This is a genomic window from Microbacterium oleivorans (assembly GCF_023715745.1).
Lineage (GTDB): Bacteria > Actinomycetota > Actinomycetes > Actinomycetales > Microbacteriaceae > Microbacterium > Microbacterium oleivorans_D.
Window position 1 is genome coordinate 355,324 of record NZ_JAMBOV010000002.1, and the last position, 22,623, is coordinate 377,946.

Sequence of the window (22,623 nt, forward strand, 5' to 3'; positions counted from 1 at the left end):
AAACGCGGGAGCCGAGGTGAGGTGTCCCGCATCAACCGAGCGGGGTCAGAGGTCGATGCCGTCGTATCGGGCGAAAGCCTCCAGGCTCGTGCGCACCGCGTCGAGCTCGGATCCCGCGGAATAGTCCTGTTCGAGCAGCATGTACGCGAAGTTCGGGAGCTGCGAAGCCGCGTCGATGATGTCCTGGATGGGGAGCACACCCGTGCCGACTTCGGCGAACTCCTCCGCCTTCTCGAGTTCCAGGAACATCGGCATGTCGATGGATGCGTCGGGTGCGACGCTGCCGTCGTACATGTTCAGTGGGCGGGGAGAGTCTGCGGGGAAGTCCTTCTGGTGGCTCATGACGAACCGGTCCGGGTAGGTCCGGAAGAGCTCGATGGGGTCGGCGCCGCCGCGATACGCCCAGTAGGTGTCGAGCTCGAATTTCACGAGGTCGGGGTCGGTGTAGTCCATCAGAAGCTCGTACACGGTGCGGTCACCGAAGCGCTGAAACTCCATGTAGTGGTTGTGGTAGAAGAACGTCATGTCGCGTTCGGCGGCGTTGCGGCCGACCTCGTTGAAGAAGTCCGCGCGGCGCTTGACGTACTCGACGTCGCCGTACGGGTAGAACTCGATGTCGCATCCGATGCGGCGATTTCCGATCTTCTCCTGGAACTCGAGGATCGCCGGCAGGCGGTCGAGGTCGAGAGGGTTGATCTGGCAACCGATGATCTCGATCCCGCGCTCCCGCATGAGTTGCGCGAGGAATTCCGCCGGGATGCCGAAGCCGATTCCGTCCTCGGTGAGGGCGCGGTGGTTTGCTCCTTCGAGGCGGGTCAGTCCCATGTCGGCGAGGGCGTTCAATGTGCCCTCGGGGTCGGCGGCGAGGGAGTTCCGCACCGAATACAGCTGGATACCGATCTGAATGGACATGTCCGTGTCTCCTGTGATGTGGGCGTTTCAAGGGGTCTGTCGGCGCCAACGCGCGATGACACTGTCGAGGTAGTCGTCGAACGCCGCGACGAGGTCGAGTCGGCGGTCCAGCAGCCATTGGAGCTGCAGGCCGTCCATCATCGCGCTCAGCCGCTGCGCCTCGACGCGCGCTGCCGCCGGATCGATCGACGCGATCTCGCCGATGTCGGCAGCCCGGAGGATTTCCTCCTGCAGTCGGTCGGCGATGTGGGAGTAGCGGGCCACGAAGTAGTCGTGGGCCGGATGGTCGGGCGCGGTCGCTTCGGACCCGAGCGTCAGGAAGAACTCCACCCAGGTGGGGTTGTCACGGCTGTAGGCCATGCGGGTGCGCAGCTCCTCGACGTAGGCAAGCCCGTGATTCTCGCCCACGGTGACCTGTTGCGCGTCCCAGTGGTCGAGCACGGCTGTGAGGAGGCCGTCCTTGCTGCCGAAGTGGTTGACGATCTGGGATGCGGGCGCGCCGATGGTGTCCGCGATCATGCGCAGCGAGCCGCCACGGAATCCGTGTTCGCCGAACACGAGGATGGCGTTCTCGATCAGCGCCCTCCGCGTCTCGATGCCGGTGCGATACGGTCCGCGCGCGCCGGTCATGTCGACTCGATGTCGCGGAGGATCGCGGCGGCTGCGCGCACGGCGCTCGTCATCCCGATGAGCGTGGAGTTGCAGGCGAGCGCCGTGGCGATGACGCCGTTGCCGGCGACGAACAGGTTGTCGAAGCCCCAGACCCGGCCGTCGAGGTCGCACACGCTCGTGCCGTCGTCCGCGGGCCCCATCCGGACAGTCCCGGTGTAGTGCAACGAGCCGCCGGCGCCCAACGCCGCCGACTCGGTCGCCGGGTCGAAGGCTCCCATACGGGAGGCAGCCACCGCTTGGTCCGCACGCGCCGCGTCCAGGCCGGCACGGTCGGTGTCGGTGTAGTCGAAGTGAACGGTGATGCGCGGCATCCCCGTCGCATCCACCTCGGTCTCCGAGAACTCGAGTCGGTTCTCGCGCTGGATCTCGGTGCGGATGTAGTACTCGATGCCGACCGCGTAGCCGGTCGGGGTCAGATCGTCGTCGACGAGCGTCTTGGTCATGACGTGCACCTGGAAGGGCTGAGACTCGTCGCTCTGCGGCACCCAAAGGCAGTCGGATGCCCACTCGAGGTCGGTCGGCGGCACCAGCTCATCCACGGAGATCCCGAGACGATCGGGGTCTGCGATGACCTGCCCGGTGAGGAAGTAGTGCTCGTTCAGGTAGCGGCCCAGAGCGTCGGGTCGGATGCCGGATGCGAACAGCAGCTGGGGTGTGCGGATCGCGTCGGCGCAGACGACGATCCGCCTCGCGCGCACCTCGAAGGTCTCATCACTGTCGATGTCGCGGCATACCGCGCCCGTCGCGCGGCCGTCCTCGTGCAGCAGCGAGGTGCTCAGACTGTTCGCGATGAAGGTGAACGACGGGTCTGTGGCGGGCTTTGCCAGAGGCGCGAAGATGACGGACGGGCTCGTCCGCTCCTTTCGCCCGTCGTCGCGCAGGTTGACGGCCATCGGCATGTTCTGCACTTCGCGTCCCGGCGCTTGGCGGGCGTCGAAGTGGGCGCTGAGTTCGCGTGCGACGGCCTCGCCGGCCGGAGTCAGCGGGAACGGCTCCCGGTTCACGCGAAGCAGATCGGACGCGCGGTCGATGTCCCGCTGCCACTCGGCGTCGCTCAGCGCGGGATCGAGCTCCGAGCCCCAGGGCGTCGGGGTCGCCGCGGTCCAGTGGATGCCCATGCCGCCCGCGTTCCACGCGACGGAGGCGCTCGGCATCTCAGCCGCCTCTTCGCCGAGCGAGGTGAGGTGGTACATCCCGGGGGAGACGTCGCGCATGCTGCCGCCGACTCCCTGGCTGGGCTTCACGCCGGTGTAGAAGGCCTGCACGCCCGAGGACACTTTGCGGTTGTAGCGCGCCCACACCTCCGGATCCTCGACGTCATGAAGGTGCTGACCCGGGGTGTCGCCGACACTGGGACCGCCGGCGACCATCGCGATGCGGATCTGCGGGTCGGCGTCGCGGAGCAGTCGCGCCACGGCGGCTCCCATCATCCCGCTTCCGACGATGAGCACGTCGTGAGTGTCGTCGATGGTCATCCGCAGTGCTCCTCGGTGGTCGATATGCGCGTGGCTTTCGTCTTGACGTGGCCTGAGCGTATACATAATCTGTACGCCTGTAAAGAATTCGCCGCCACACACGAGGGAGACGGCATGCGCATCAGCGTCAGCGAATGGGTGCTCGGGGACCGGCCGACTGCCCTCCGGCGGGCCGTAGCGGCGGGTTTCGACGCGATCGAGCTCGATGCGATCCCAGGCGCGGACACCGTCGCCCTGCGGGAGGAACTCGCGTCTGCGGGTCTGTCGGTGCCATCGATGTGCTGGGCCTGGAACAGCGACGCGGAGCTCGGTTCCCCCGATCGGGCGTCCCGCGCTCGTGCGCAGAGCTATCTGCGCGGCGCGCTCGAGCAGGCTCACGAGCTCGGCGCGGATCAGATCGTGGTCCTGCCGGCGTGTCGCAACACGCCGTGGCAGGACGAGCCGCGGATCCGCGGTTTCGAGCGGGCAGCGTCAGCGATCGCGGAGGTGCTGCCGGACACACCCGCGGGCGTCGGGATCGCCCTGGAGGGGCTCCGACGCGTCGAGAGCTTCCTCATGAACACTCTCGATCACTCCGCCCTGATGCGATCGATGATCGGGATGGACGACCGTGTCGGGCTCCTCGCGGACTGGTACCACCTCGTCGCCGAAGAGGTCGACCCCGTCGAGGCCATGACCCGGCACGCCGACGCGATCAGCCTCGTGCATCTCGCGGCGACCGAGCGCGGTCCGCTCCTGGCCGAATCGGTCGGTGCGTCCGATCTCACGGTGCAGCTGCGCACCATGCCCGCGGTCGCGTCGTACACGATCGAGTACAACGTCGGCGACGACGATGCGGCGCTTGCGGCGAGTCTCGCGTTCGCGCGCAGCGTGTGACCGACTACGTACGGGCGGCGCGGGCGCTCCAGCCGGAGCTGGTCGCGCTGCGGCGGCGCATGCACCGCGAGCCCGAGGTCGGCCTCGCCCTGCCCGTGACGCAACGTCTCATCCTGGACGCCCTCGAGGGGCTGGACCTCGAGATCACCACCGGTGAGGCACTTTCCTCGGTGGTCGCGGTCCTCCGCGGATCAGAGCCCGGCCCGACGGTGCTCCTGCGGGCGGACATGGACGCCCTGCCACTGCCCGAGGAATCCGAGGTCCACTTCGCTTCGACGAACGGCGCCATGCACGCGTGCGGTCACGATCTGCACACCGCCGCCCTGATCGGCGCCGTGCATCTGCTTGCGGAGGCGCGAGGGGGCCTCGCGGGCGACGTCGTCTTCCTCTTCCAACCCGGGGAGGAAGGAGACGACGGCGCAGCCCTGATGATCGCGGAAGGCGCTCTGACTGCTTCGGGTTCACATCCCGTGGCCGCCTACGCCGCGCACGTGATCCCCGGCCCCGCGGGACGCTTCCGCACCCGGCGAGGCCCTCTCATGGCCGGGGTCGCCGACCTCCACATCTCGATGCACGGAGCCGGAGGGCACGGCTCGCGCCCGTACGATGCGATCGATCCCGTCGCGGCCGTCGCGGAACTGGTCACCGCGCTGCACGTCATGGTGACCCGCAGGTTCTCGATGCTCGATCCGGTCGTCCTCACGGTCACGCAGCTCACCGGGAGTTCGGCGATCAATGTGATCCCCGATACCGCCTCGCTCGGCGCCACCGTGCGCGTGCTGTCGCCCGGGTCGGATGAGCGGATGCGCCGGGAGGTCCAGCGCGTGGCCGACGGCGTCGCGGCGGCACACGGGTGCCGCGCCGAGGTCGCGTTCTCCGCGGACTACCCCGTCCTCGTCAACGATGACGCCGAGGCGGAGTTCGTCCATACGATCCTCGCCGAGACGTTCGGTGCGGATCGTTCCGACCTCGGGGGAGAGGCGCTGATGGCGTCGGAGGACTTCTCGCGGGTGCTCCAAGCCGTTCCCGGCGCGTTCGTGCTGCTGTCGGCCTCACCCGCAGACGCTGACCCGGCCGAATGGAACCATTCGCCGCGGGTCCGCTTCGACGATGCCGTGGTGGGCGACCTGGCGGCCGCTCTGGCGACACTCGCTGCCCGTCGTCTCGATCGGTGACTACGGGTCGAGGCGTCCTTGCTCTGCCAGCGAGAGCGCCAGATCGAAGTCGGTGCGGTCCCGGGTCGAGGAGAGGCTTCGTCCGGTGATGTCCTCGATGAGCTGGATGCGGTGACGGAGCGTGTTCGGGTGCACGTACAGTTCGTTCGCGGCGGCGCTGAGCCGTCCGCCCGTGCGCAGGAACACCTCGAGAGTGTGGAGGAGCTGACCTCCACGCTCGTCGTCGTAGTCCCGCAGCGGGCGCAGCAGCGCCGCCCCGGTCTCGCGGATGAGCTCTGACGCCTCCGAGTACATGATCGTCGAGGGGCTGTTGAGGTCCTCGGCCCCGACGACGGCGCCGGAGCCCGCGCGTCGGGCGAGTGACAGGGCGTGCTCGGCCTGCATGAGCGAGAGTCGCAGCCGGTCGGCCGGGCCAGCTGAGCCGCGGCCCGTAGATGAGCCCCGCGGGAGTCCGGAGACCACACGGTCCGCGACCGCGGCGCCGGCGACGCACACGAGCACCGCATCGTCGAAGCGCGCAGCCGCGGCATCCGAGCCCGCCTCACGACGGACGGCCACGAGGACCGCATCGGGATCGCGGTGCCGCACGGCGAGTACAGCGAGGTCGTCCGCTCCTGTCACTCCCAGAGAGCGCAGCCGGGCGAGAATCGTGACCGCGTCGTGGTCCTCGCTGCGCACCCACGTGAAGAGTTCGCGCGTGTAGCCGTCCACGGTCCGTCGGACCGACCGGATGCGTTCGACCTCGAGGGCGATGAACGGAACACCCACGGACAGCACCGCCTGCTGTTCGACGCTGAACGACGCGGGGTCGGTCGCGCTGTAGAGCTCGGCATCGATGACGCCCTCGCTGAGAAGCGGGATCGGGAACATCGCCTCGGTCGTGGTCACCCCCGACACCTCCCGGTCCGCGACGAGACCGATCGTGGTGCCGAGACCGCTCGACAACGAGGCGAGCATCGACGCCAGGCTGCGGTCCTCGCGCAGCGCCGCCACGAACGTCCGGTAGTAGTCGAGATGCCGTCGCAACGGGCGCTCCCAGGTGCGTCGCTCCGCCTGGACGAAAGTCTTGATGACGCTGATGAAGGGCACCTCGATCGGCACGAGGAAGAACGTCAGCCCGAGACGTTCGCACGCCTCGACCAACTGGGTCGGAAGCTCGTTCACCGTGTTCGTGAGACCGAAGCCGAGGGCGATGACGCGTGCGGCTACCAGGTCGCGCACGTAGACGTCGGCGGACACAGCGGGCCACCACTGCCCCGAGGTGAGGGCGACCTCCCCTCCCGACATGAACTCGGATGCGGGGTACCGATCGATGGCGTGCACCCACTCGATCGGGGCGTCGAGGTCGCCCGCCACAGCGAGCGTCAGGGAGAGGCTCGGGTCAGCGAGCAGCTCTCCCACATTCATGCGGCCATTCTCGATCCTTGTGCCCTCGCCGACTCGGCGACGAGCGGGTGGGAAACACCCGCTGAGGCCCGTCGAAACGCCGTCGAAACATTGCGGCTTCTTTCGTCGCCGACGTCGGAGAAGTCTCCAACGCGACAGTCGGAGACAGGCGTTTCCTCCAATTCCGGAGGTTCCGACGCATCAACAGGATAGGCGTACACGTCCTGGATGTTCCTTTGCTCCACCCACTTCTCAGTGACACCCGAACCGAGAAAGGCTCACCATGTCCCGAAACCGCACCGCGGTCGCAGCGACGGTCGCATCCGTCGCCGCCGTCCTCGCGCTCACCGCGTGTTCCCCGTCCAGTCCCTCACCCTCCGCCGAAGCCGGATCCGGTCTGAGCGGCGAGGTCACCTTCGCCGGCTACGGCGGCGCAGGTGGCGACGCCATCACCGCCGCGTGGCTCGACCCCTTCTCGGAGGAGACCGGAGTCGACGCGATCCTCGATCCGTCGATGGACAACTCGAAGCTGCTGCAGATGATCGAAAGCGGAAACGTGACCTGGGACGTCGCCGAGGCTGGTCTGGACTTCGGGCTCACCGAGGCGAACGACGGGCTCGCCGACATCGACTGCGACATCGTCGAATGCGATGCGTTCGACGGTCAGTGGCCGGTCACCGCCAAGGGCGTCCCGATGTTCGTCTACTCGACGGTCGTGACCTACAACACCGACGCCTTCGGCGACGCAGGCCCCCAGAACTGGGCGGATTGGCTCGACGGTGACGCGTTCCCCGGGAAGCGTGCCATCAACGCGGGCGAAGGCTTCTTCGGTCTCGCCGAGGCCATCCTCCTGGCGGACGGCGTCAGCCGCGACGACCTCTACCCGCTCGACATCGACCGGGTGTTCGCCGCCCTGGCGCCGATCAAGGACGACCTCATCTTCATCACCAGCGGTGCGGAGTGCATCGACCTGGTGACGTCGGGCGAGGCGACCGTGGGAGCGTGCTACAACGCCCGCGTCACCGCAGCCGAGGCCGAGGGTTCTCCGATCGCGATGTCATGGGACGGGCAGATCCAGTCGGCCGACTACGTCACCATCCCGGCCGACAGCCCAAATCTGGACAACGCCATGGCTCTCGTCGCCTACATCACCTCGACCGAGCACTCCGGTGACCTCGTGAACTACCTCACCTACGGTCCCGGCAACCCCCACGCCACGATCCCGGACGACAAGCTCGCCGACGTCCCGACCTCGAACGAGGGCACGGGTGACGCGGCTCCGATCGTCCCCGACTTCGAGTGGTGGAACGCGAACCGCGCGGACGTCCTCGAGGCAGTGTCCGCATGGGTGGCATCCTGATCCATCACGGAGGGGGTCGACGCTGGTGGATCAGCGTCGGCCTCCTCGGCTTCCTCTTCGTCGTCCTCGCGCTGATACTCCCGCTTGCGATCGTCGTGCAGCGGGCTTTCGACGCCGGATTCGGCAACTTCGCCGACGCGCTCGCCTCGGCATCCTTCCTCCGCTCCATCGGCAACACCGCGACCCTCGCGGCCACAGTCACCCTCAGCTCCGCGGTCATCGGCTACCCCTACGCCTACGCGATGGCCCGCTCTGGACCCGTCCTGTCCCGCGTCCTGATGGTGGCTCTCATGCTGTCGTTCTGGACGAGCCTGCTCGTGCGCAGCTACGCGTGGCAGGTGCTGCTCAACGACACCGGGCTCATCAACACTTTCCTGCAGACGGTCGGTGTCATCCAGGAGCCGATCCAGCTCATCCGCACACCTCTGGCCACCCTCATCGGCATGACCCACATCCTCGTTCCCTTCTCCGTGCTCGCGATCTACGCCCAGCTGCGCGGGATCTCGCCGGACCTCGCGGTCGCGGCCCACGGGTTGGGCGCGACGCGCGCACGGGCGTTCTGGAGCGTGACCTTCCCGTTGTCGCTCCCCGGTCTCGCCGCCGGGAGCCTCCTCGTCTTCGTCCTCACGCTCGGGTACTACATCACTCCGCAGCTTCTGGGCGGCGCGGGGAACCAGGTCATCGGCCAGTCGATCGTCGAGCAGACCAACACCCTGCTCAACACAGGCGTGGGGTCGGCGATGGCCGTTCTGCTGCTGGCCGCCGTCATCGTCATCCTGGCCGTCGCGTCTCGATTCCTCGGGCTCGGGCGCGTGCTGGGTATCGCCACGGAGAGGACCTCGGTATGAGAGTCGGCATCACCGTCCGCATCGTCGGCGTCATCATCGCGGTCGTTCTGATCCTCCCGACGATCGTGATCTGCGCGACCGCCTTCACCAGCGGGACCCAGGTCACCTTCCCGCCGGACGGCGTCTCGTTGCGCTGGATCGAGGACGTCCTGGGCGATCGGCGGTGGATGAGAGCGTTCGGCAACTCCTTCGCCGTGGGGCTGCTCGCCGCGGTCTTCGCCATGGTCGGCGGCGGCGCCCTCGCGCTGGGAGCCGCGCGCACCCGGGGCCCGATCGCCTCCGTCTTCACGGCGGTCTCGGTTCTTCCGATGATCCTCCCGCTCGTGGTGGGAGCCATCGGCTTCTACCTGGTCTACGTGCGACTCGGGCTCACCGGCAACGTCCTCGGGCTGGCGCTCGCACACGGCGTGCTCGGCCTGCCGTACGTGTTCGTCAACGTCCTCGCCCTCCTGCGGACGCTCGACCCTCGGATCGAGGAGGCGGCACGCGTACACGGAGCGGGACAGTTCACGACCCTCGTCACCATCACGCTGCCTCTCATCGCACCCGCGACCATGGTGGGCGGGCTGCTGTCCTTCATCTCCTCGTGGGACGAGGTCGTCGTCGCGACGTTCCTCAGCGACGCGCGGTTCCAGACCCTCCCGGTGCTGATGTACAGCCAACTCCGCTCGGGTGTCGAGCCCTCCGTATCCGCGGTGGCGGTCATCGTCACCGTCGTCACCTTCGCGATCGCGCTGATCGTGTTCGCCATCGGGCCGATCAGCGCCCGCTTGTCCGCCCGTGCCCTGAAGAGACCGAGGAGCTCCCGATGAGTCCCACCGCACCGCCGCGCGCGCCCGGCGCCGCATTGAGCGTCCGTTCCATCACCAAGAGATACGGCGGCACCCCCGCGGTCGACGACGTGAGCCTCGAGGTCGCCGCCGGCGAGTTCGTGACTCTCCTCGGCGCCTCAGGCTCCGGCAAGACGACGCTGTTGCGGATCATCGCCGGTTTCGACGATGCCGACGGGGGGTCGCTCCTGCTCGACGGACGCGAGTTGCGCTCGGTTCCCGTGCACAAGCGCGACATCGGCATGGTGTTCCAGAACTACGCTCTCTTCCCGCATCTGAGCGTGGAACAGAATGTCGCCTACCCCCTCCGCATGCGCCGGCTCTCGCGGGCCGAACGTCAGCGCCGCGTCGCGGAGGCGCTCGAGGCGGTGCGCCTCCCGACCTTCGGCAGACGTCGTATCACTCAGCTGTCCGGTGGTCAGCAGCAGCGCGTCGCACTCGCCCGCGCGATCGTCAGCCGGCCGCGGCTCCTCCTCATGGACGAACCCCTCGGCGCGCTGGACCGGAACCTGCGCGACGCACTGCAGCTCGAGATCAGTCGACTCAGCCGAGAACTCGGGCTGACCGTCATCAACGTCACGCACGATCAGGAGGAGGCCCTCACCATGAGCGATCGCATCGCCTTGCTCGATCACGGCCGCCTCGTTCAGTTCGCCACGCCCGACGAGCTCTACCACCGGCCGGCTGACGACACCGCAGCGGCCTTCGTCGGCGAGTCGAACCTGTTCCGAGGAGCCGTGCGGGGTGACGGCACGCTCGAGCTCGCCGAAGGCATCGTGTTCTCCCCGCCGACGCTCGTCGATGGCTCGCCCGTCGGTGACGCGGCTGTGGCGGTGATGGTGCGACCGTCGCTGGTCGACATCGCCGAGCCCGGACGGGCGCCCGAAGCGCACTCGCGTGTGGACGGCGTCGTGCGCGGCGTCGTGTACGCCGGTGACTCGCGAAAGGTCATCGTCGTCACCCGATCGGGAGCCGAGTTGATCTCCCGCGAGGATGCCGCACGTCCCACCCGGGTCGCAGTGGATCAGCACGTGACCCTGCACTGGGATCCGCGCGCATCGGTCGTGACCCGTGTCAGCCCCGACTCCCACTCCCACGCAGAAAGCACCGCATCGTGACCAGTGCCATCGACTCCACCAAAGAGGTATCGGACGGCCGATTCCATCACCTGATGGGACCCGAGCCGCTGCCGGCATTCCATGACGAGCTGCCCGATGTGTGGGGACGTCGTTGGGGTGCGGCCGACGAGGTCGGCAGGCTTCGCTCCGTCCTGATGCGTCGGCCCAGCGCGGGTCTCGCCGCGGTGCGCGCTGAGGCGTACGAGCCGGACATGGGCGCGTTCGTCGATCCGGATCGCCGCTGGTACTGGACCGGCGAGGACCTGCCCGACCTCGACCTCGTCCACGCTCAGTACGACGGATTCCTGGACGCGCTGCGCGCGGAGTCGATCGACGTCGTCTTCGCCCCCGATCTCGACCCGAGCTTCACGAAGGCGGTCTACACGCGCGATCCCCTCATCACTGTGCCGGGCGGCGCGGTGATCGGGCGGCTCGCGCCCCGGATGCGGCGGGGGGAGGAGCAGTCGATCGCCGCAACCGTGGCGGGAGCGGGCATGCCGATCCTCGGCATGATCACGGGTTCGGGGCTCGTCGAAGGAGGCAGCTTCGTCAAGGTGCGACCCGATCTCGCCTTCTTCGGGACTTCGGTGCGGTGCAATCCGGAGGGAGGGCGTCAGCTGACGCGCATCCTGGAACCGCTCGGCATCCGTGTAGAGCAGGTGAGCCTGCCCGGATACCTCATCCACCTCGACATGTGCTCGGTCATGCTCGACGACGACCTCGCCCTCATCAACCCGCGTCTGGCCCCCTACGACTACATGGCGGCGCTCTGGTCCCTCGGTATCGAGACCGTGAACGTCCACCCTGATGAGGAATGGTCGACGAACCTCTTGGTCACCGACCGCCGACGCGTCATCCTCCCCGCCCATCTGCCGCGCACGGCCGAGATGCTCGCCGATCGGCACGGCGTCGAGGTGATCCCGATCGAGTTCCGCGAGATGCTCAAGAACGGCGGGGGACTGCACTGCTCCACGATGGAGCTCGTCCGGGAGTGGGACCGATGACGCAGAGCGGCTTCCTGGACGACTTCCGACAGATGTCCGCCTTCGGAGCAACCCCGGGCGGGGGCGTGGAGCGGCAGGCCGCCAGCGCGGCCGACGGCGAGACGCGCGGATGGTTCTCCGCGTGGCTCGCCGGCAACGGCTTCCGGGTCGAGACCGACGCCATCGGCAACATCTTCGGCCTGATGGAGGTCGTGCCCGGCGCGCCTTACGTCCTCGTGGGCTCCCATCTCGACAGTCAGCCGCTCGCCGGACGCTTCGACGGCGCCTACGGCGTGCTGGCTGCGGCGCACGCTGCGCGGACCGCGGTCGGCTCCGTGTCGCAACCGCGGTTCAACGTCGCCGTCGTCGACTGGTTCAACGAGGAGGGCAGCCGCTTCAAGCCGAGCATGATGGGGAGCGCGGTCTTCACCGGCCTCCTCGGCGTAGCCGACGCTCTGGCCACGACGGACCCGGCAGGCACGACAGTCGCGCAGGCACTCGATGACATCGGCGGTCGCGGTGCGTTCGCGGGGCTCGACGTCGCCGCCTACCTCGAGATCCACGTCGAACAGGGTCGTGAGCTCGAAGAGACGGGCACGACGATCGGTGTCGTCGCGACGACCTGGACGGCCCACAAACTCGAGATCGTCGTGAGCGGGGAACAGTCCCACACCGGTGCAGCGCCCATGGCCGATCGCAAGGACGCTCTGTACGGGGCCGCTGAGTTGATCGTCGCCGTCCGACGTCTCGTCGACGAATTCGAGCCCGAGCAGCTTCACACGGCGGTGAGCGAGATGTACCTCGACCCGAACTCCCCGGTCGCGATCGCTCGTGAGGTCCGCATGCTCGTGGATGTCCGGTCGCCCGCCACCCACATCCTCGACACCGCGATCGAGACGTTGAAAACGCGTATCGATGAGATCAGGCGCCTCGCGCGCGTCGACATCGAGATCGTCCGGGTCACCGAGTGGTCCAGCGGCCCGTTCCTCGAGGAGGGCATCGTCCTCGCCGCGGAGGAGGCGGAACGGCGGGGGCATCCGCATCGCCGTTCCGCCACCGTGGCCGGCCACGATGCGACGAACATGAAGGAGGTCGTGCCCACGATCCTCCTGTTCGTCCCGAGCGTCGACGGCATCTCCCACAACGAGCGTGAGTTCACGTCGGACGACGACATGCTCGCCGGCCTCGAGGTGCTCACCTCGGTGCTGACCCGCGTCGTCGCCGGTGAGCTCGAGGCGGCCTCGTCGTCGGCGGTGGCGCTCTCATCCGGGGTGGAGCTCGGATGACCGGTGGCAGAACCGGCGGGGATGTCGCGGTCGAGACTCTCCGTGCACTCGGCGTCGACCGCGTGGTCGGCATCCCCGGCCAGCACGCGCTCGGCCTGTTCGACGCGCTCCGTCGCGCACCGATCGAGCTGCTGCCGGCGCGCGTCGAGAACAACGCGGGCTTCATGGCCGACGGCCTCGCTCGCTGCAGCGCCACGGTCGCCCCTCTCCTCCTCTCGACGGGACCCGGTGCTCTCACCGCGCTCCCCGCCCTGATGGAGGCTGCGGGCTCATCCGTGCCGGTGCTCGCCATCTCGGCGCAGATCCCCGTCGACGGTCTGGGAGGATCGCGGCGCGGTCACCTCCACGAACTCGAGGACCAGTCGGCGGCATTCGCTCAAGTGGTCAAGGGCAGCTGGACCGTGCGTACCTCCGCACAGATCCCCTCCGCGCTCATCGAGGCGTGGGAGCTCGCTCTCTCGGTGCCGCAGGGTCCGGTCCTGGTGGAGATCCCGCAGGACATCCTGCTCGCGCCCGTCGGGAACGACGTCCCGCCCGTCGTCGACGCTCGGGTGCGTCCGAGGTCCCCGCGCGTACGTGACGAGCTGATCGCTGAGGCCGCCCGGATGCTGGACGTCGCTGAACGACCCGTGATCCTCGCGGGCGGCGGCGCCGTTCGAGCGGGAGCATCAGACGCCCTGCTCCGGGTCGCCGAGGCCATCGACGCGCCCGTCTTCTCGACCTTCAGCGGACGGGACGCGGTGCCGACCACGCATCCTCTCGCTGCGGGGACGTGGATCGAGGATATCGCCACAACCGAGTACCTCGAAGGGGCGGACGTCCTGCTGGTCGTCGGCAGCGGGCTCGGGGAGCTGTCGAGCAACTACTTCACGCTCCGCCCGCAGGGACGGGTCATTCAGCTCGACGCGGATCTCGGCGTGCTCGGGTCGAACCACTCCGGCCTCGGCCTCCACGGTGACGCGCGCGATGCGCTCGAGCGCCTCTCCGACGCCCTCGGTTCGGGGAGCGATCCGAGGCGGCGGACCGACCGCGTCGAGGAGATCGCCGCGCTGGCCGACGTGGTCCGCGCACGCCTCGACAGCCAAGGGCTGGAACTCGAACGCGGGATCCTCGCGTCGATCCGTGAAGGGCTTCCCGACGACGGAGACAGCTTCTGGGACATGACGATGATCGCCTACTGGGCGTGGTCGGCCTGGGACAGTCGCGACGGGACGTTCGCAACGGCGCAGGGCGCGGGCGGCCTCGGGTACGCCTTCCCCGCAGCGATAGGCGCGGCGTTCGCGGATCCCTCCCGCGCGGTGCTGGCCGTGACCGGAGACGGAGGCGCCATGTACGGCATCGCCGAGATCGCCACGTGCGTCCAGTTGGGTCTGGACCTCACGTGGCTCATCGTCGCCGATGGCGGCTACGGCATCCTGGCCGAATACATGACGGGCGCGTTCGGTGCGGCGACCGCGACCGATCTCACGATGCCCGATTTCGTCGCCCTCGCGCAGTCCTTCGGCGCGCATGCCGTTGCCACGACGCCCACGACTCTGGCCGCTGATCTCCGTACCGCGTGGGAGACCCCCGGCCCGTCGGTGATCGTGCTGCCGCAGACGATCGGGCTCTTCGCGCCGACGCACACGGAGCGTTCCGCGTGAGCGTGGTGGTCATCACGGAAGTCGGCGACCTGGATCCGCGGCCGGGGATTGTCCTGCTCGAGGATGCCGGGTTCGAGGTCGTGGTGCTGTGGGACGGTCTGGACGCTCCACTGCCGCCCGGCGCGGATCGGGCGACAGCGGCGATCGTGGGGTTCGCGGCTTTCGGGCAGGTGCAGCTCGATCTGTTCCCATCGCTGCGGCTCGTCTGCACGACGTCCACCGGCGTCGACATGGTCGACATCGCGGCTGCGGACGCACGAGGTGTCGAGGTGGTGGGGCTCGGGGGTGTCTCCTCGCAGGAGGTCGCCCTCCACGCCTTCGCGCTCATCCTGGCCGCGCTCCGCGAGTTGCCCGCGGGTCGGCGAGTGGTGTCGGGCGGCGGATGGACGGCAGATCTGGACGTCGTCCCGCGCGCCGCGAACGACCTCGTGCTCGGCCTCATCGGCTACGGGCGGATCGGACGCGAGCTGGCGCGCCTTGCACGGCCGCTCTTCGCCCGGATCGTCGCGGCCGATCCTGCCGTCATGGAGTCCTCCGACGGTGTCGAGCTGACGGGCATGGACGACGTCCTGAGAGAGTCCGACGTCGTCTCCCTCCACCTCCCGGCGACCCCGTCGACACGAGGCATCATCGACGCCGATGCTCTCGCCCGGATGCGTCCTGGCGCGCTGCTGGTCAACGTCTCGCGTGGCGAACTCGTCGACAGCACGGCCGCGCGCGCCGCACTCGACCGGGGCGACCTCTCCGGCTATGTCGCCGACGTCCTGGACGCCGAACCGCCCGCCGGCGACCATCCCCTTCGCACGCATCCGCGCGCCATCGTCACGCCTCACATGGGCTTCCTCTCGACGGCGTCCCTCGAGCGGTACGAACTCGACCCTGCGAGGACCGTCATCGAGCGGCTCGCCCACGCGCCCTCGGACCGAGCGGACTCCGTCCGATCACCCTCGTCCTGACCGTTCTCGCCGGCGGTGCCGCTTGCTGACGCGTCAGATGCGCGCGGACGCGCCGGGCTGCAGATCGCTCCCGCGGCGTGTCGGGTCGGATCCGTTGCATCCGCGAACATGCCCACGAATGAGCCGTCGACGGTGCCCTCATCCCACGGCGCGGCTCAGCCCGCGCGGCCGCACTCCGACACCGCGAGCAGGTCGAGCCCGGGGCGCCCGTCGACGGTGGACTCCGTCACATCCACGGACACGTTCGTCTCGGCGCGACTGAGCCGAACGGTCGCGATGTCGAGGTCGACGCCGGCGGGTTCGAGGGCCCACCCGTCGCCGAGGGCGACAGGAAGCTCGGTGACGGTGGTCGCGGCATCCGTCCCCTCGGGGAGGCTGACCGCGCCGTGCACCGTCGCGAAGTCGCCGGCCGCCCGTCCGCGCGGGCTCACCTCCGAGTCGCACGTCTGCGCGCGGGCTCCGCCGTCGGGGAGGAACTCGGCGCCGTCGGGAAGGGCGGCGACGATCTCCGCGACGGCATCCTCGACCTGGGCGCGCACCTCGACGTAGGACGGGCCGGAGCTCGCGGAGCAGGCGGTGAGGCCGGTGAGGAAGGTCACGAGCAGCATCGTCGCTGCGCCGGACCGGGCGCGCATCAGCCGCCGCTTCCGCGGGCCAAGGAGGCCAGAAGCAGGCGTACATCCTTCAGGACGGTTCCGTTGGTGCGTCCGTCGCCGCTGAACAGCCGATTGTGGAGGTCGAGCCCCTGCATGAGCATCGCGCCGACCGAGCCCGTCGCCTGCTCCTCGGTGTATCCCGGGTCGACGATCACCACCCCGGGGATCTCCTCGGGACCGACCCCGTAGCCGATGTCGCCGACCTGGAAGCCGGCGTAGTAGCGGTTGACATCCTCCGCCGCCTGCGCCGCGTAATACGCAGTGCCGGCCACCGGCTGGTAGCCGTCCGTGGCACCGACCCCGCCCGCGAGGAACCGCACGTCGAAGCGGGCGCCGTGCACCTCCGCTGCGCTGCCGACCTGCGAGCCCGCGGAGTGCTCGTAGCTGAGCGTCGGAAGACCCGGGAAAGCGACGTCGATTCCCTTCACGATGCGAGCGTAGTCCGCACCGGCGGCCGTCGCGATCGTGTTGTTCTGCGGTCCCGCCACCACATCGAGCGAGATCTGAGGCATCGGGGCGGCGAGCACCGTGAATGCGACGATGGGCGAGCTGGGATCGGCGTTGGCCGCTTGCCAGTCGGCGAAGGAGGTGACCGGGTCGTCCACCATGAAGCTGCGCACCGACGCGTTCGTGCCCGGCACGACGAGCAGGATGCCGGCGGCCGTCGACGGATCTCCGGCCATCTCGATCATCGCGCCGCGCTCGGGAGCGTACAGGTAGAGGTGCACGTCGCCGGCGACGACCCTCGTGAGGTAGCGGCGCTCGAGCAGGAGGTCACCGAGTTGCGCGGCGTCGTCCTCGTCGTCGCCGCGGGTCAGGCGCTGGAGTCGTTCGTCGACACGCGCCAGTCGGGTGCGCGCCGCGTACCGGTTCGCCCGCACGCGGTCGACGGCGTCGATGCCGTCGAGCGAACCGACGAGGAGGGGCGCGGTGCGGATGAGATCTGCGCGGTGCGCGACATCCATCCCCGTCCACCACGCCGCGGCCTCGCCGGCCGACGTCCGCGTCAGCAGGGTCGCGATCAGCCCGGGGGTCCGTTCGAGCAGATCGGCGATGCCCGCGCGATCGAGAGAGGCGAGCTCGGCGAGGGCCGCGGGGACGCTGGGCACGGCGGTATGGACGTGGTGATCCGGTACCGTCGTGGCAGCGGACGCCTCCGACACGGGAGCCACCGGAGCCACCAGGGCGAACGCCATCACCGCAGCGGCCAACGCTGCGGTGGGATGGGCGTTCGCGCGCATCATAGCGCTGATTGTATTGGCTCCCGGGGCCGGTCCCCGCCACGCAAATCACGGGCCGGCTGTCCCTTGACTCATAGACTGCTCGCGTGGCAGATACCCCGACCGAGGATGCACCGCGTTTCAGCCCGGTGATCGCACTGCTCGCCGTCTCCGCCGCGTGGGAGTCGCAGCTCGCCGCGGAGCTCCGCGACCTCGGCATCTCGACGCGGAAATTCGGTCTGCTCGGTCATATCGGCGCCGAACCCGGGATCTCCTTCTCAGAACTCGCGCGCCGGTCCCGGATCACCGTCCAGTCGGCCCATGCGGCGGTGCATGCCCTCGTCGACGACGGCCTGGTGGCCGACGCGACCGCACAGGCCGGGGCCGCCAGCGACCTCAGCGTCACCCCGCGGGGGGCGAAGGTCCTGCAGGACGCGCAGGAGCGGCTCGCCGCGCTCGACCGCGCCCTCGCGCAGGCGCACCCCAAGGTCGCCGAGTCCTTGGACGGCATCCGAGCCGGCGTGGTCGAATGACGCGGCATCGCAACCGGTCGCGGCGCGATCCGCTGCGCTCTGTCGCGCGATCGGCGCTGGCGGCCGTCCTGGTCGCCGCCGGCGCCGGTCACCTCACGACCCTCCGTCGCGGCTTCCGCGTCGCTGTGCCCGACTGGGCGCCCCGTCTGCTGCGCACCGACAAGGACACCATCGTCGTCGTGTCGGGCGTGGTCGAGCTGATGCTCGGGGCGGGGCTCGTCCTCCTGCCGCGCGAGCGGCGTCGTGTCGGGGTCGCGGTCGCTGCGCTGTTCGTGGCCGTCTTCCCCGGCAACGTGCACCATTGGCGCACCGGCCGTGATGTCCCGGGGCTCGACTCGGACGCCAAGCGTTTCGCTCGGCTCTTCCTGCAGCCGGTCCTCGTCGCGTGGGCACTGTGGTCGACGCGCCGCTGATCGATCACAGCTATCGCGCAGGCTCGGCGGCGTCCTTCAGGTAGCCTGAAGGGGTGTTCCGCGCCCCTGCCACCCTGTATCGCGTCCTCGCCATCGGCGAGGTGATCTCCTGGACCCTTCTGATCGCCGGACTCATCGTCCGCGCCGTCGGCGGGCCGGCCGTCGCCGTCACCATCGGCGGCGGCATCCACGGCTTCGTCTTCCTCTCGTACGGGGCGACCGCCATCCTCGTCGCCCTGAACAACCGTTGGCGTCCGGGGGTCGCCCTGCTCGCCGTCGCCTCGGCGATCGTGCCGTACGCGACCCTCCCGATGGAGGTCTGGCTGCGCCGCACCGGGCGCCTCGACGGGCAGTGGCGGCTCGACGAGACCGACGACCCCCGCGACCGCCGCCCGATCGACCGGCTGCTGCGGTGGTTCCTCCGCCACGCGGGCATCCTCGTCGCCCTCATCGTGGTCGCCGTCGTGGCGTTGTACGTCGCCCTGCTGATCCTCGGACCGCCGGGCGGCCGGTGAACGCTCGTCAGCGACGCGTCGACACCGTCACGGTGAACTTCGCGTCGCGCGCCACCTGCCGCGTCGGTCCCACGATCCGCTCGAGCTCGCCCCGGTAGCGCAGTCCGGAGTTCCAGACGCACCACAGTTCCCCGCCGGATCGCAGGACGCGAGCCGCGTCGGCGAACATCCGCGGCGCGAGCCGATCGGTCACTGCCGCGCCGCTGTGGAAGGGCGGGTTCAGTGCGATGAAGGATGCCGAGGCCTCCGCGCGTGCCTGAAGCAGGTCGTCCCTCACCACCTCGACCCGATCGGCCACACCGTTCGCCTCGGCCGTCGCCCGGGCCGACGCGACGGCGGCAGCCGACTGATCGGACGCGTAGACGCGTCGCTCCGGGTGAGCGAGGGCGAGATGGGCGGCGACCGCGCCCGTCCCGCAGGCGAAGTCGATGAGCGGGTCGGCGGTGTCGCCGCCGGGGTCACGGGGGAGGTGGGCGAGCAGGAGGCGGGTGCCGATGTCGAGCCGCGCACCCGCGAACGCGCCGCCGAAGGCGCGCAGGGCGAGACCGTCGGCCTCCCCGTCAGCCGGCACGGGATCGTGGCCGTCCTGCGGAGACCGTGCGACCAGCACGCGGGATTTCTGGCGCGCCAGCGTGACGTCGAGCTGCACGAAGGAACGCGCCAGCACGTCGTTCATCGCGCGCGTCATGTGCTTCAGCCGTGCTCCGGCGTAGACGACGACGTCCGGGCGGGCGTGCGCTGCGATGAGCGCGGCGACGTCGTCGAGGGCGTCGAGCGAGCGGGGGAGGCGCAGCAGCACGACGCGGGCGCCCGAGACGACCTCGGCGGCCAGGGGGAGCGAGGTCACCCGCGCGGCGAGCCCGAGCGCGGCGGCGTTCCGCGCAAGCGCGCGCTCGGCGACGAGGGCGTCCTGATGGACACGGATGCCGGTGCCGCCGTCCCATGCCGCCCCCAGCGCGAGCGCGCCGTAGGCGTCGCCGATGACCGCGATCTCACCGGGCGCCGCGGCGGCCCGCGCTGCGGCCGATTCGTCGAGGATCAGCCGATCCGCGGCATCCGCCGCCACGAGCCCGGTCGCCTCGACGTCCGGAGAGCGGGACAGCCGCGCGAACGGGAAGGGCGCGAGGGAGGTCACGATTCGAGGGTATAGCCGGGCCGCGGCATCCCCCGTCGGGGGATACTCGGACGATGAAGACTCTCGCACGCTGGGTACTCGCCGGCGCCATGGTGTTCGCCGGCCTCAGCCACCTGTTCTGGGCGCGCACGGAGTTCCAGGCGCAGGTCCCCGACGTCGTCACCGAGGTGCTGCCGATCGACAAGGACGGCGTCGTGGTCGCCTCGGGCGCCGTCGAGATGATGCTCGGCGCTGCGCTGGTCGCGCTGCCGAAGGAGCGGCGCCGGGTCGGAGTCATCCTGGCGACCTTCTTCATCGCGATCTTCCCCGGCAACGTCGCGCAGGCGCTCGGCCGGCGCGACGGCTTCCGCCTCGACAGCGACAAGGCCCGCTGGGCGCGGCTGCTCTTCCAGCCGGTCCTCGTCGCGTGGGCGCTGTGGTCCACGCGGGATCAGGGGTCCACGCGGGATCAGGGGTCGACGCGGGATCAGGGGTCGACGCGGGATCAGGGGTCGACGCGGCACTGACGAGATGAGGGTGGCCCCGGTCAGATGGACCGGGGCCACCCTCATCTCCGTCGCACCGTCAGGTGCGGATACCCCCGGTGCGCAGTCGCGACAGCGCGTCGACCGTGGCGGCGAGGATCAGGACGCCACCGGTGACGAGCAGGTTGAAGCCGGCATCCATCTGCAGCAGACCCAGCCCGTTGATGATGATGGCGATGACGAGCGCGCCGATCGCGGCGTGGATGAGACGCCCGCGACCGCCGAAGAGGCTCACGCCACCCACGACAGCCGCCGCGACGCCCGAGAGGACGATGTCGCGCCCCACCGCGCCGTCGACCGAGCCGACACGCGTCTGGTTGAAGAGCAAGGAGACCACCGACAGGCCCGAGGCGATGACGAAGCACCACCACTTCACCCAGCGGACCTTGATACCCGCGCGCCGTGCCGCCTCGGCGTTGCCGCCGATCGCGTAGACGTATCGGCCGAACTTGGTGCGGTCGAGCACGAACGTCCCGATGAAGAGGATCGTGAGGACGACCGGGACGATGGTCGGCACGCCCTCGATCGGGATGATCGACTGCGAGCGGTTGAGGTTGAGGACGAACACCGCCGCGCCGCCGAGGATCGCCAGCACCGCGAGCTTCGCCCACACGAGCGCGATCGGACGGTTGGGAACGCCCGCCCGGGTGCGGCGTCGGCGGTCCCAGAACGACAGTCCGCCCGAGACCAGCAGCATCACGGCGAGCATGACCCAGCCTCCCCAGACCGGGAGTCGTCCGTTCTGCAGGGCCAGCAGCTCGGGTGCCTCGATGGGGTACAGACCGCCCGCGCCGATGATGAGCAGAGCGAGGCCCTGGTACCCGAGGAACAGGCCGAGGGTGACGACGAACGACGGGATGCCGATCCGCGCCACGAGGAAGCCGATCAAGGCTCCCGTCGCCAGGCCGATGAGCAGGCCGAGAGCGAGTGCGAGCGGCCACGGGACGTCGAGCTTGACGTTGAGGACGACGAAGGATGCGATGCCCACGCCGCCGGTGACACCCGCCGACAGGTCGATCTCGCCGAGGAGCAGCACGAACACCAGCGCCATGCCGAGGACGACGAGGGATGCCGCCTGGCTCATGAGGTTCGCGAAGTTCACGGGAGTGAAGAAGAAGCGGCTCAGGATGCTGAAGAGGATGACGAGGAGGATGAGACCGCCGACGGCCGGCAGCGCCCCCATCTCGCCGCCGCGCACACGCTGCAGCCAGGCATTGATCTGATCGCCGACGCCGCCCTCGACGCCGCTGCCGATGAGGTCGCTGACGACGGGGTCGGGTGCCGCCGCGGTCCGGGTGCTGGTGCTCATGCGTCGCCTCCGACGGGGATCGTGGATGTCCCGACGAGCTGCACGCCCGGCGGGACCTTGGTTCCGGTGATGTAGCCGACGATGTCGTCGCGGGTGGTCTCGGTGGTCGCGACCTGGGCGACCATCTGGCCGAGGTAGAGGACGGCGATGTCGTCGGCGACCGCGAACACGTCGGCCAGGTTGTGGCTGATGAGCACGACGGCCACACCCTGATCGGCGAGCCGTCGGACGAGGTTGAGGACCTGCTCCGTCTGCGCGACGCCGAGGGCTGCGGTGGGCTCGTCGAGGATGACCACACGCGCCTTCTTCAGCACCGCGCGGGCGATCGCGACCGTCTGCCGCTGGCCGCCGGACAGGCTCGAGACCTTCTGGCGGACGCTCTTGACGGTCCGCACGGACAGCGACCGCAGCGTGTCGGACGCCTCCTTCTCCATGCGCCCCTCGTCGAAGGTGCCGCCGATCACCTCCTCGCGGCCGAGGAACATGTTCTGGACGATGTCGAGGTTGTCGCACAGGGCGAGGTCCTGGTAGACGACTTCGATCCCCAGGGCACCCGCTTCGCGGGGGGTCCGGAGCGACTGCTCCTGACCGTCGACGAGGATCTCGCCGGTGTCGTAGGGCTGCACGCCGGCGAGGCCCTTGATCAGAGTGGACTTTCCGGCGCCGTTGTCGCCGACGAGGGCGGTGACCATTCCCGGTCGGACCGTGAGGTCGACGCCCTTGAGGACGCTGACCGGGCCGAAGGACTTCGTGACGCGCCGGAGTTCGATGATGGGTTCGCTCATGCGGGTTCTCCTG

General features: G+C 69.5%; 23 protein-coding genes. 14 read left to right on the top strand and 9 right to left on the bottom strand.

The window, feature by feature from the left end:
• Nucleotides 1-45 precede the first annotated feature (45 nt).
• The 3 genes from M3190_RS06525 to M3190_RS06535 are packed head-to-tail and all read right to left on the bottom strand — an operon-like array spanning nt 46 to nt 3,059.
• Nucleotides 46-912: a sugar phosphate isomerase/epimerase family protein gene (locus M3190_RS06525; protein WP_251579815.1), complete on the bottom strand. Its 867-nt coding sequence runs from the start codon at nt 910-912 to the stop codon at nt 46-48.
• A 27-nt stretch (nt 913-939) separates the two neighbouring features.
• The gene (locus tag M3190_RS06530; RefSeq protein WP_251579817.1) at nt 940-1,542 is read right to left on the bottom strand and encodes a TetR/AcrR family transcriptional regulator; all 603 of its coding nucleotides are present in this window, start codon (nt 1,540-1,542) and stop codon (nt 940-942) included.
• Entirely contained in the window at nt 1,539-3,059 is a 1,521-nt protein-coding gene (locus M3190_RS06535; protein WP_251579818.1) for a GMC oxidoreductase, read from the bottom strand. Before M3190_RS06535 ends, M3190_RS06530 begins: the two co-directional genes overlap by 4 nt.
• A gap of 114 nt (nt 3,060-3,173) precedes the next feature.
• Here M3190_RS06535 and M3190_RS06540 point away from each other — a divergent pair, with 114 nt between their 5' ends.
• Both M3190_RS06540 and M3190_RS06545 read left to right on the top strand, forming a co-directional pair.
• A complete protein-coding gene (locus M3190_RS06540) occupies nt 3,174-3,935 on the top strand; it encodes a sugar phosphate isomerase/epimerase family protein (RefSeq protein WP_251579820.1) in 762 nt (253 codons plus the stop codon).
• Nucleotides 3,932-5,110 (top strand): M20 metallopeptidase family protein, encoded by a 1,179-nt coding sequence (locus M3190_RS06545; protein WP_308222241.1) that lies wholly within the window; start codon nt 3,932-3,934, stop codon nt 5,108-5,110. The genes M3190_RS06540 and M3190_RS06545 overlap by 4 nt, the downstream gene beginning before the upstream one ends.
• Here the strand turns inward: M3190_RS06545 and M3190_RS06550 are convergent, their stop codons facing one another.
• Complete coding sequence (locus M3190_RS06550; protein WP_251579822.1) at nt 5,111-6,517, bottom strand: PucR family transcriptional regulator; 1,407 nt, start codon at nt 6,515-6,517, stop codon at nt 5,111-5,113.
• A gap of 262 nt (nt 6,518-6,779) precedes the next feature.
• On the opposite strand from M3190_RS06550, the gene M3190_RS06555 reads away from it, so the two are divergent.
• The 8 genes from M3190_RS06555 to M3190_RS06590 are packed head-to-tail and all read left to right on the top strand — an operon-like array spanning nt 6,780 to nt 15,520.
• A complete protein-coding gene (locus M3190_RS06555) occupies nt 6,780-7,856 on the top strand; it encodes an extracellular solute-binding protein (protein WP_251579824.1) in 1,077 nt (358 codons plus the stop codon).
• The gene (locus M3190_RS06560; protein ID WP_251579826.1) at nt 7,841-8,704 is read left to right on the top strand and encodes an ABC transporter permease; all 864 of its coding nucleotides are present in this window, start codon (nt 7,841-7,843) and stop codon (nt 8,702-8,704) included. The genes M3190_RS06555 and M3190_RS06560 overlap by 16 nt, the downstream gene beginning before the upstream one ends.
• Nucleotides 8,701-9,516, top strand: a complete 816-nt coding sequence (locus M3190_RS06565) for an ABC transporter permease (RefSeq protein ID WP_251579829.1) — start codon at nt 8,701-8,703, stop codon at nt 9,514-9,516. Before M3190_RS06560 ends, M3190_RS06565 begins: the two co-directional genes overlap by 4 nt.
• Entirely contained in the window at nt 9,513-10,652 is a 1,140-nt protein-coding gene (locus M3190_RS06570; protein WP_251579831.1) for an ABC transporter ATP-binding protein, read from the top strand. The genes M3190_RS06565 and M3190_RS06570 overlap by 4 nt, the downstream gene beginning before the upstream one ends.
• Entirely contained in the window at nt 10,649-11,656 is a 1,008-nt protein-coding gene (locus tag M3190_RS06575) for a dimethylarginine dimethylaminohydrolase family protein (RefSeq protein WP_251579839.1), read from the top strand. The genes M3190_RS06570 and M3190_RS06575 overlap by 4 nt, the downstream gene beginning before the upstream one ends.
• On the top strand, nt 11,653-12,921 hold the full coding sequence (locus M3190_RS06580; RefSeq protein WP_251579841.1) for a M20 family metallo-hydrolase: 1,269 nt from the start codon (nt 11,653-11,655) through the stop codon (nt 12,919-12,921). Before M3190_RS06575 ends, M3190_RS06580 begins: the two co-directional genes overlap by 4 nt.
• Nucleotides 12,918-14,564, top strand: coding sequence for a thiamine pyrophosphate-binding protein (locus tag M3190_RS06585; protein ID WP_251579843.1), 1,647 nt, complete (start codon nt 12,918-12,920; stop codon nt 14,562-14,564). Before M3190_RS06580 ends, M3190_RS06585 begins: the two co-directional genes overlap by 4 nt.
• Entirely contained in the window at nt 14,561-15,520 is a 960-nt protein-coding gene (locus M3190_RS06590; RefSeq protein ID WP_251579845.1) for an NAD(P)-dependent oxidoreductase, read from the top strand. Before M3190_RS06585 ends, M3190_RS06590 begins: the two co-directional genes overlap by 4 nt.
• 155 nt (nt 15,521-15,675) lie before the next feature.
• On the opposite strand, the gene M3190_RS06595 is transcribed toward M3190_RS06590, so the two are convergent.
• Together M3190_RS06595 and M3190_RS06600 are read right to left on the bottom strand one after the other, a co-directional pair.
• Nucleotides 15,676-16,155 (bottom strand): hypothetical protein, encoded by a 480-nt coding sequence (locus M3190_RS06595; RefSeq protein WP_251579847.1) that lies wholly within the window; start codon nt 16,153-16,155, stop codon nt 15,676-15,678.
• A complete protein-coding gene (locus M3190_RS06600; RefSeq protein ID WP_251579849.1) occupies nt 16,155-17,420 on the bottom strand; it encodes a hypothetical protein in 1,266 nt (421 codons plus the stop codon). The genes M3190_RS06595 and M3190_RS06600 overlap by 1 nt, the downstream gene beginning before the upstream one ends.
• An 83-nt stretch (nt 17,421-17,503) precedes the next feature.
• On the opposite strand from M3190_RS06600, the gene M3190_RS06605 reads away from it, so the two are divergent.
• From M3190_RS06605 to M3190_RS06615, 3 genes are read left to right on the top strand one after another with little or no spacing between them, the layout of a single operon-like run.
• Entirely contained in the window at nt 17,504-17,929 is a 426-nt protein-coding gene (locus M3190_RS06605; RefSeq protein WP_251579858.1) for a MarR family winged helix-turn-helix transcriptional regulator, read from the top strand.
• A complete protein-coding gene (locus tag M3190_RS06610) occupies nt 17,926-18,342 on the top strand; it encodes a DoxX family protein (protein WP_251579861.1) in 417 nt (138 codons plus the stop codon). Before M3190_RS06605 ends, M3190_RS06610 begins: the two co-directional genes overlap by 4 nt.
• Before the next feature lie 53 nt (nt 18,343-18,395).
• The gene (locus M3190_RS06615; RefSeq protein ID WP_251579863.1) at nt 18,396-18,857 is read left to right on the top strand and encodes a DUF3817 domain-containing protein; all 462 of its coding nucleotides are present in this window, start codon (nt 18,396-18,398) and stop codon (nt 18,855-18,857) included.
• 7 nt (nt 18,858-18,864) lie between these two features.
• Here M3190_RS06615 and M3190_RS06620 read toward each other — a convergent pair whose 3' ends face one another.
• Nucleotides 18,865-19,992, bottom strand: coding sequence for a class I SAM-dependent methyltransferase (locus M3190_RS06620; protein WP_251579865.1), 1,128 nt, complete (start codon nt 19,990-19,992; stop codon nt 18,865-18,867).
• Between the two features lie 53 nt (nt 19,993-20,045).
• On the opposite strand from M3190_RS06620, the gene M3190_RS06625 reads away from it, so the two are divergent.
• Nucleotides 20,046-20,498: a DoxX family protein gene (locus tag M3190_RS06625; protein WP_251579867.1), complete on the top strand. Its 453-nt coding sequence runs from the start codon at nt 20,046-20,048 to the stop codon at nt 20,496-20,498.
• 58 nt (nt 20,499-20,556) lie between these two features.
• Here M3190_RS06625 and M3190_RS06630 read toward each other — a convergent pair whose 3' ends face one another.
• Together M3190_RS06630 and M3190_RS06635 are read right to left on the bottom strand one after the other, a co-directional pair.
• On the bottom strand, nt 20,557-21,825 hold the full coding sequence (locus M3190_RS06630) for a sugar ABC transporter permease (protein WP_251579869.1): 1,269 nt from the start codon (nt 21,823-21,825) through the stop codon (nt 20,557-20,559).
• The gene (locus M3190_RS06635) at nt 21,822-22,610 is read right to left on the bottom strand and encodes an ATP-binding cassette domain-containing protein (RefSeq protein WP_217530515.1); all 789 of its coding nucleotides are present in this window, start codon (nt 22,608-22,610) and stop codon (nt 21,822-21,824) included. Before M3190_RS06635 ends, M3190_RS06630 begins: the two co-directional genes overlap by 4 nt.
• Nucleotides 22,611-22,623: the final 13 nt, after the last annotated feature.

Bases quoted from the DNA above. Each gene is read 5' to 3' on its own strand.
- M3190_RS06555 (WP_251579824.1), top strand. From the start codon at position 6,780: ATGTCCCGAAACCGCACCGCGGTCGCAGCGACGGTCGCATCCGTCGCC.
- M3190_RS06550 (WP_251579822.1), bottom strand. From the start codon at position 6,517: ATGAATGTGGGAGAGCTGCTCGCTGACCCGAGCCTCTCCCTGACGCTC.
- M3190_RS06610 (WP_251579861.1), top strand. From the start codon at position 17,926: ATGACGCGGCATCGCAACCGGTCGCGGCGCGATCCGCTGCGCTCTGTC.
- M3190_RS06625 (WP_251579867.1), top strand. From the start codon at position 20,046: ATGAAGACTCTCGCACGCTGGGTACTCGCCGGCGCCATGGTGTTCGCC.
- M3190_RS06630 (WP_251579869.1), bottom strand. From the start codon at position 21,825: ATGAGCACCAGCACCCGGACCGCGGCGGCACCCGACCCCGTCGTCAGC.
- M3190_RS06585 (WP_251579843.1), top strand. From the start codon at position 12,918: ATGACCGGTGGCAGAACCGGCGGGGATGTCGCGGTCGAGACTCTCCGT.
- M3190_RS06525 (WP_251579815.1), bottom strand. From the start codon at position 912: ATGTCCATTCAGATCGGTATCCAGCTGTATTCGGTGCGGAACTCCCTC.
- M3190_RS06635 (WP_217530515.1), bottom strand. From the start codon at position 22,610: ATGAGCGAACCCATCATCGAACTCCGGCGCGTCACGAAGTCCTTCGGC.
- M3190_RS06535 (WP_251579818.1), bottom strand. From the start codon at position 3,059: ATGACCATCGACGACACTCACGACGTGCTCATCGTCGGAAGCGGGATG.
- M3190_RS06540 (WP_251579820.1), top strand. From the start codon at position 3,174: ATGCGCATCAGCGTCAGCGAATGGGTGCTCGGGGACCGGCCGACTGCC.
- M3190_RS06580 (WP_251579841.1), top strand. From the start codon at position 11,653: ATGACGCAGAGCGGCTTCCTGGACGACTTCCGACAGATGTCCGCCTTC.
- M3190_RS06570 (WP_251579831.1), top strand. From the start codon at position 9,513: ATGAGTCCCACCGCACCGCCGCGCGCGCCCGGCGCCGCATTGAGCGTC.
- M3190_RS06530 (WP_251579817.1), bottom strand. From the start codon at position 1,542: ATGACCGGCGCGCGCGGACCGTATCGCACCGGCATCGAGACGCGGAGG.
- M3190_RS06595 (WP_251579847.1), bottom strand. From the start codon at position 16,155: ATGCGCGCCCGGTCCGGCGCAGCGACGATGCTGCTCGTGACCTTCCTC.
- M3190_RS06600 (WP_251579849.1), bottom strand. From the start codon at position 17,420: ATGATGCGCGCGAACGCCCATCCCACCGCAGCGTTGGCCGCTGCGGTG.
- M3190_RS06560 (WP_251579826.1), top strand. From the start codon at position 7,841: ATGGGTGGCATCCTGATCCATCACGGAGGGGGTCGACGCTGGTGGATC.
- M3190_RS06565 (WP_251579829.1), top strand. From the start codon at position 8,701: ATGAGAGTCGGCATCACCGTCCGCATCGTCGGCGTCATCATCGCGGTC.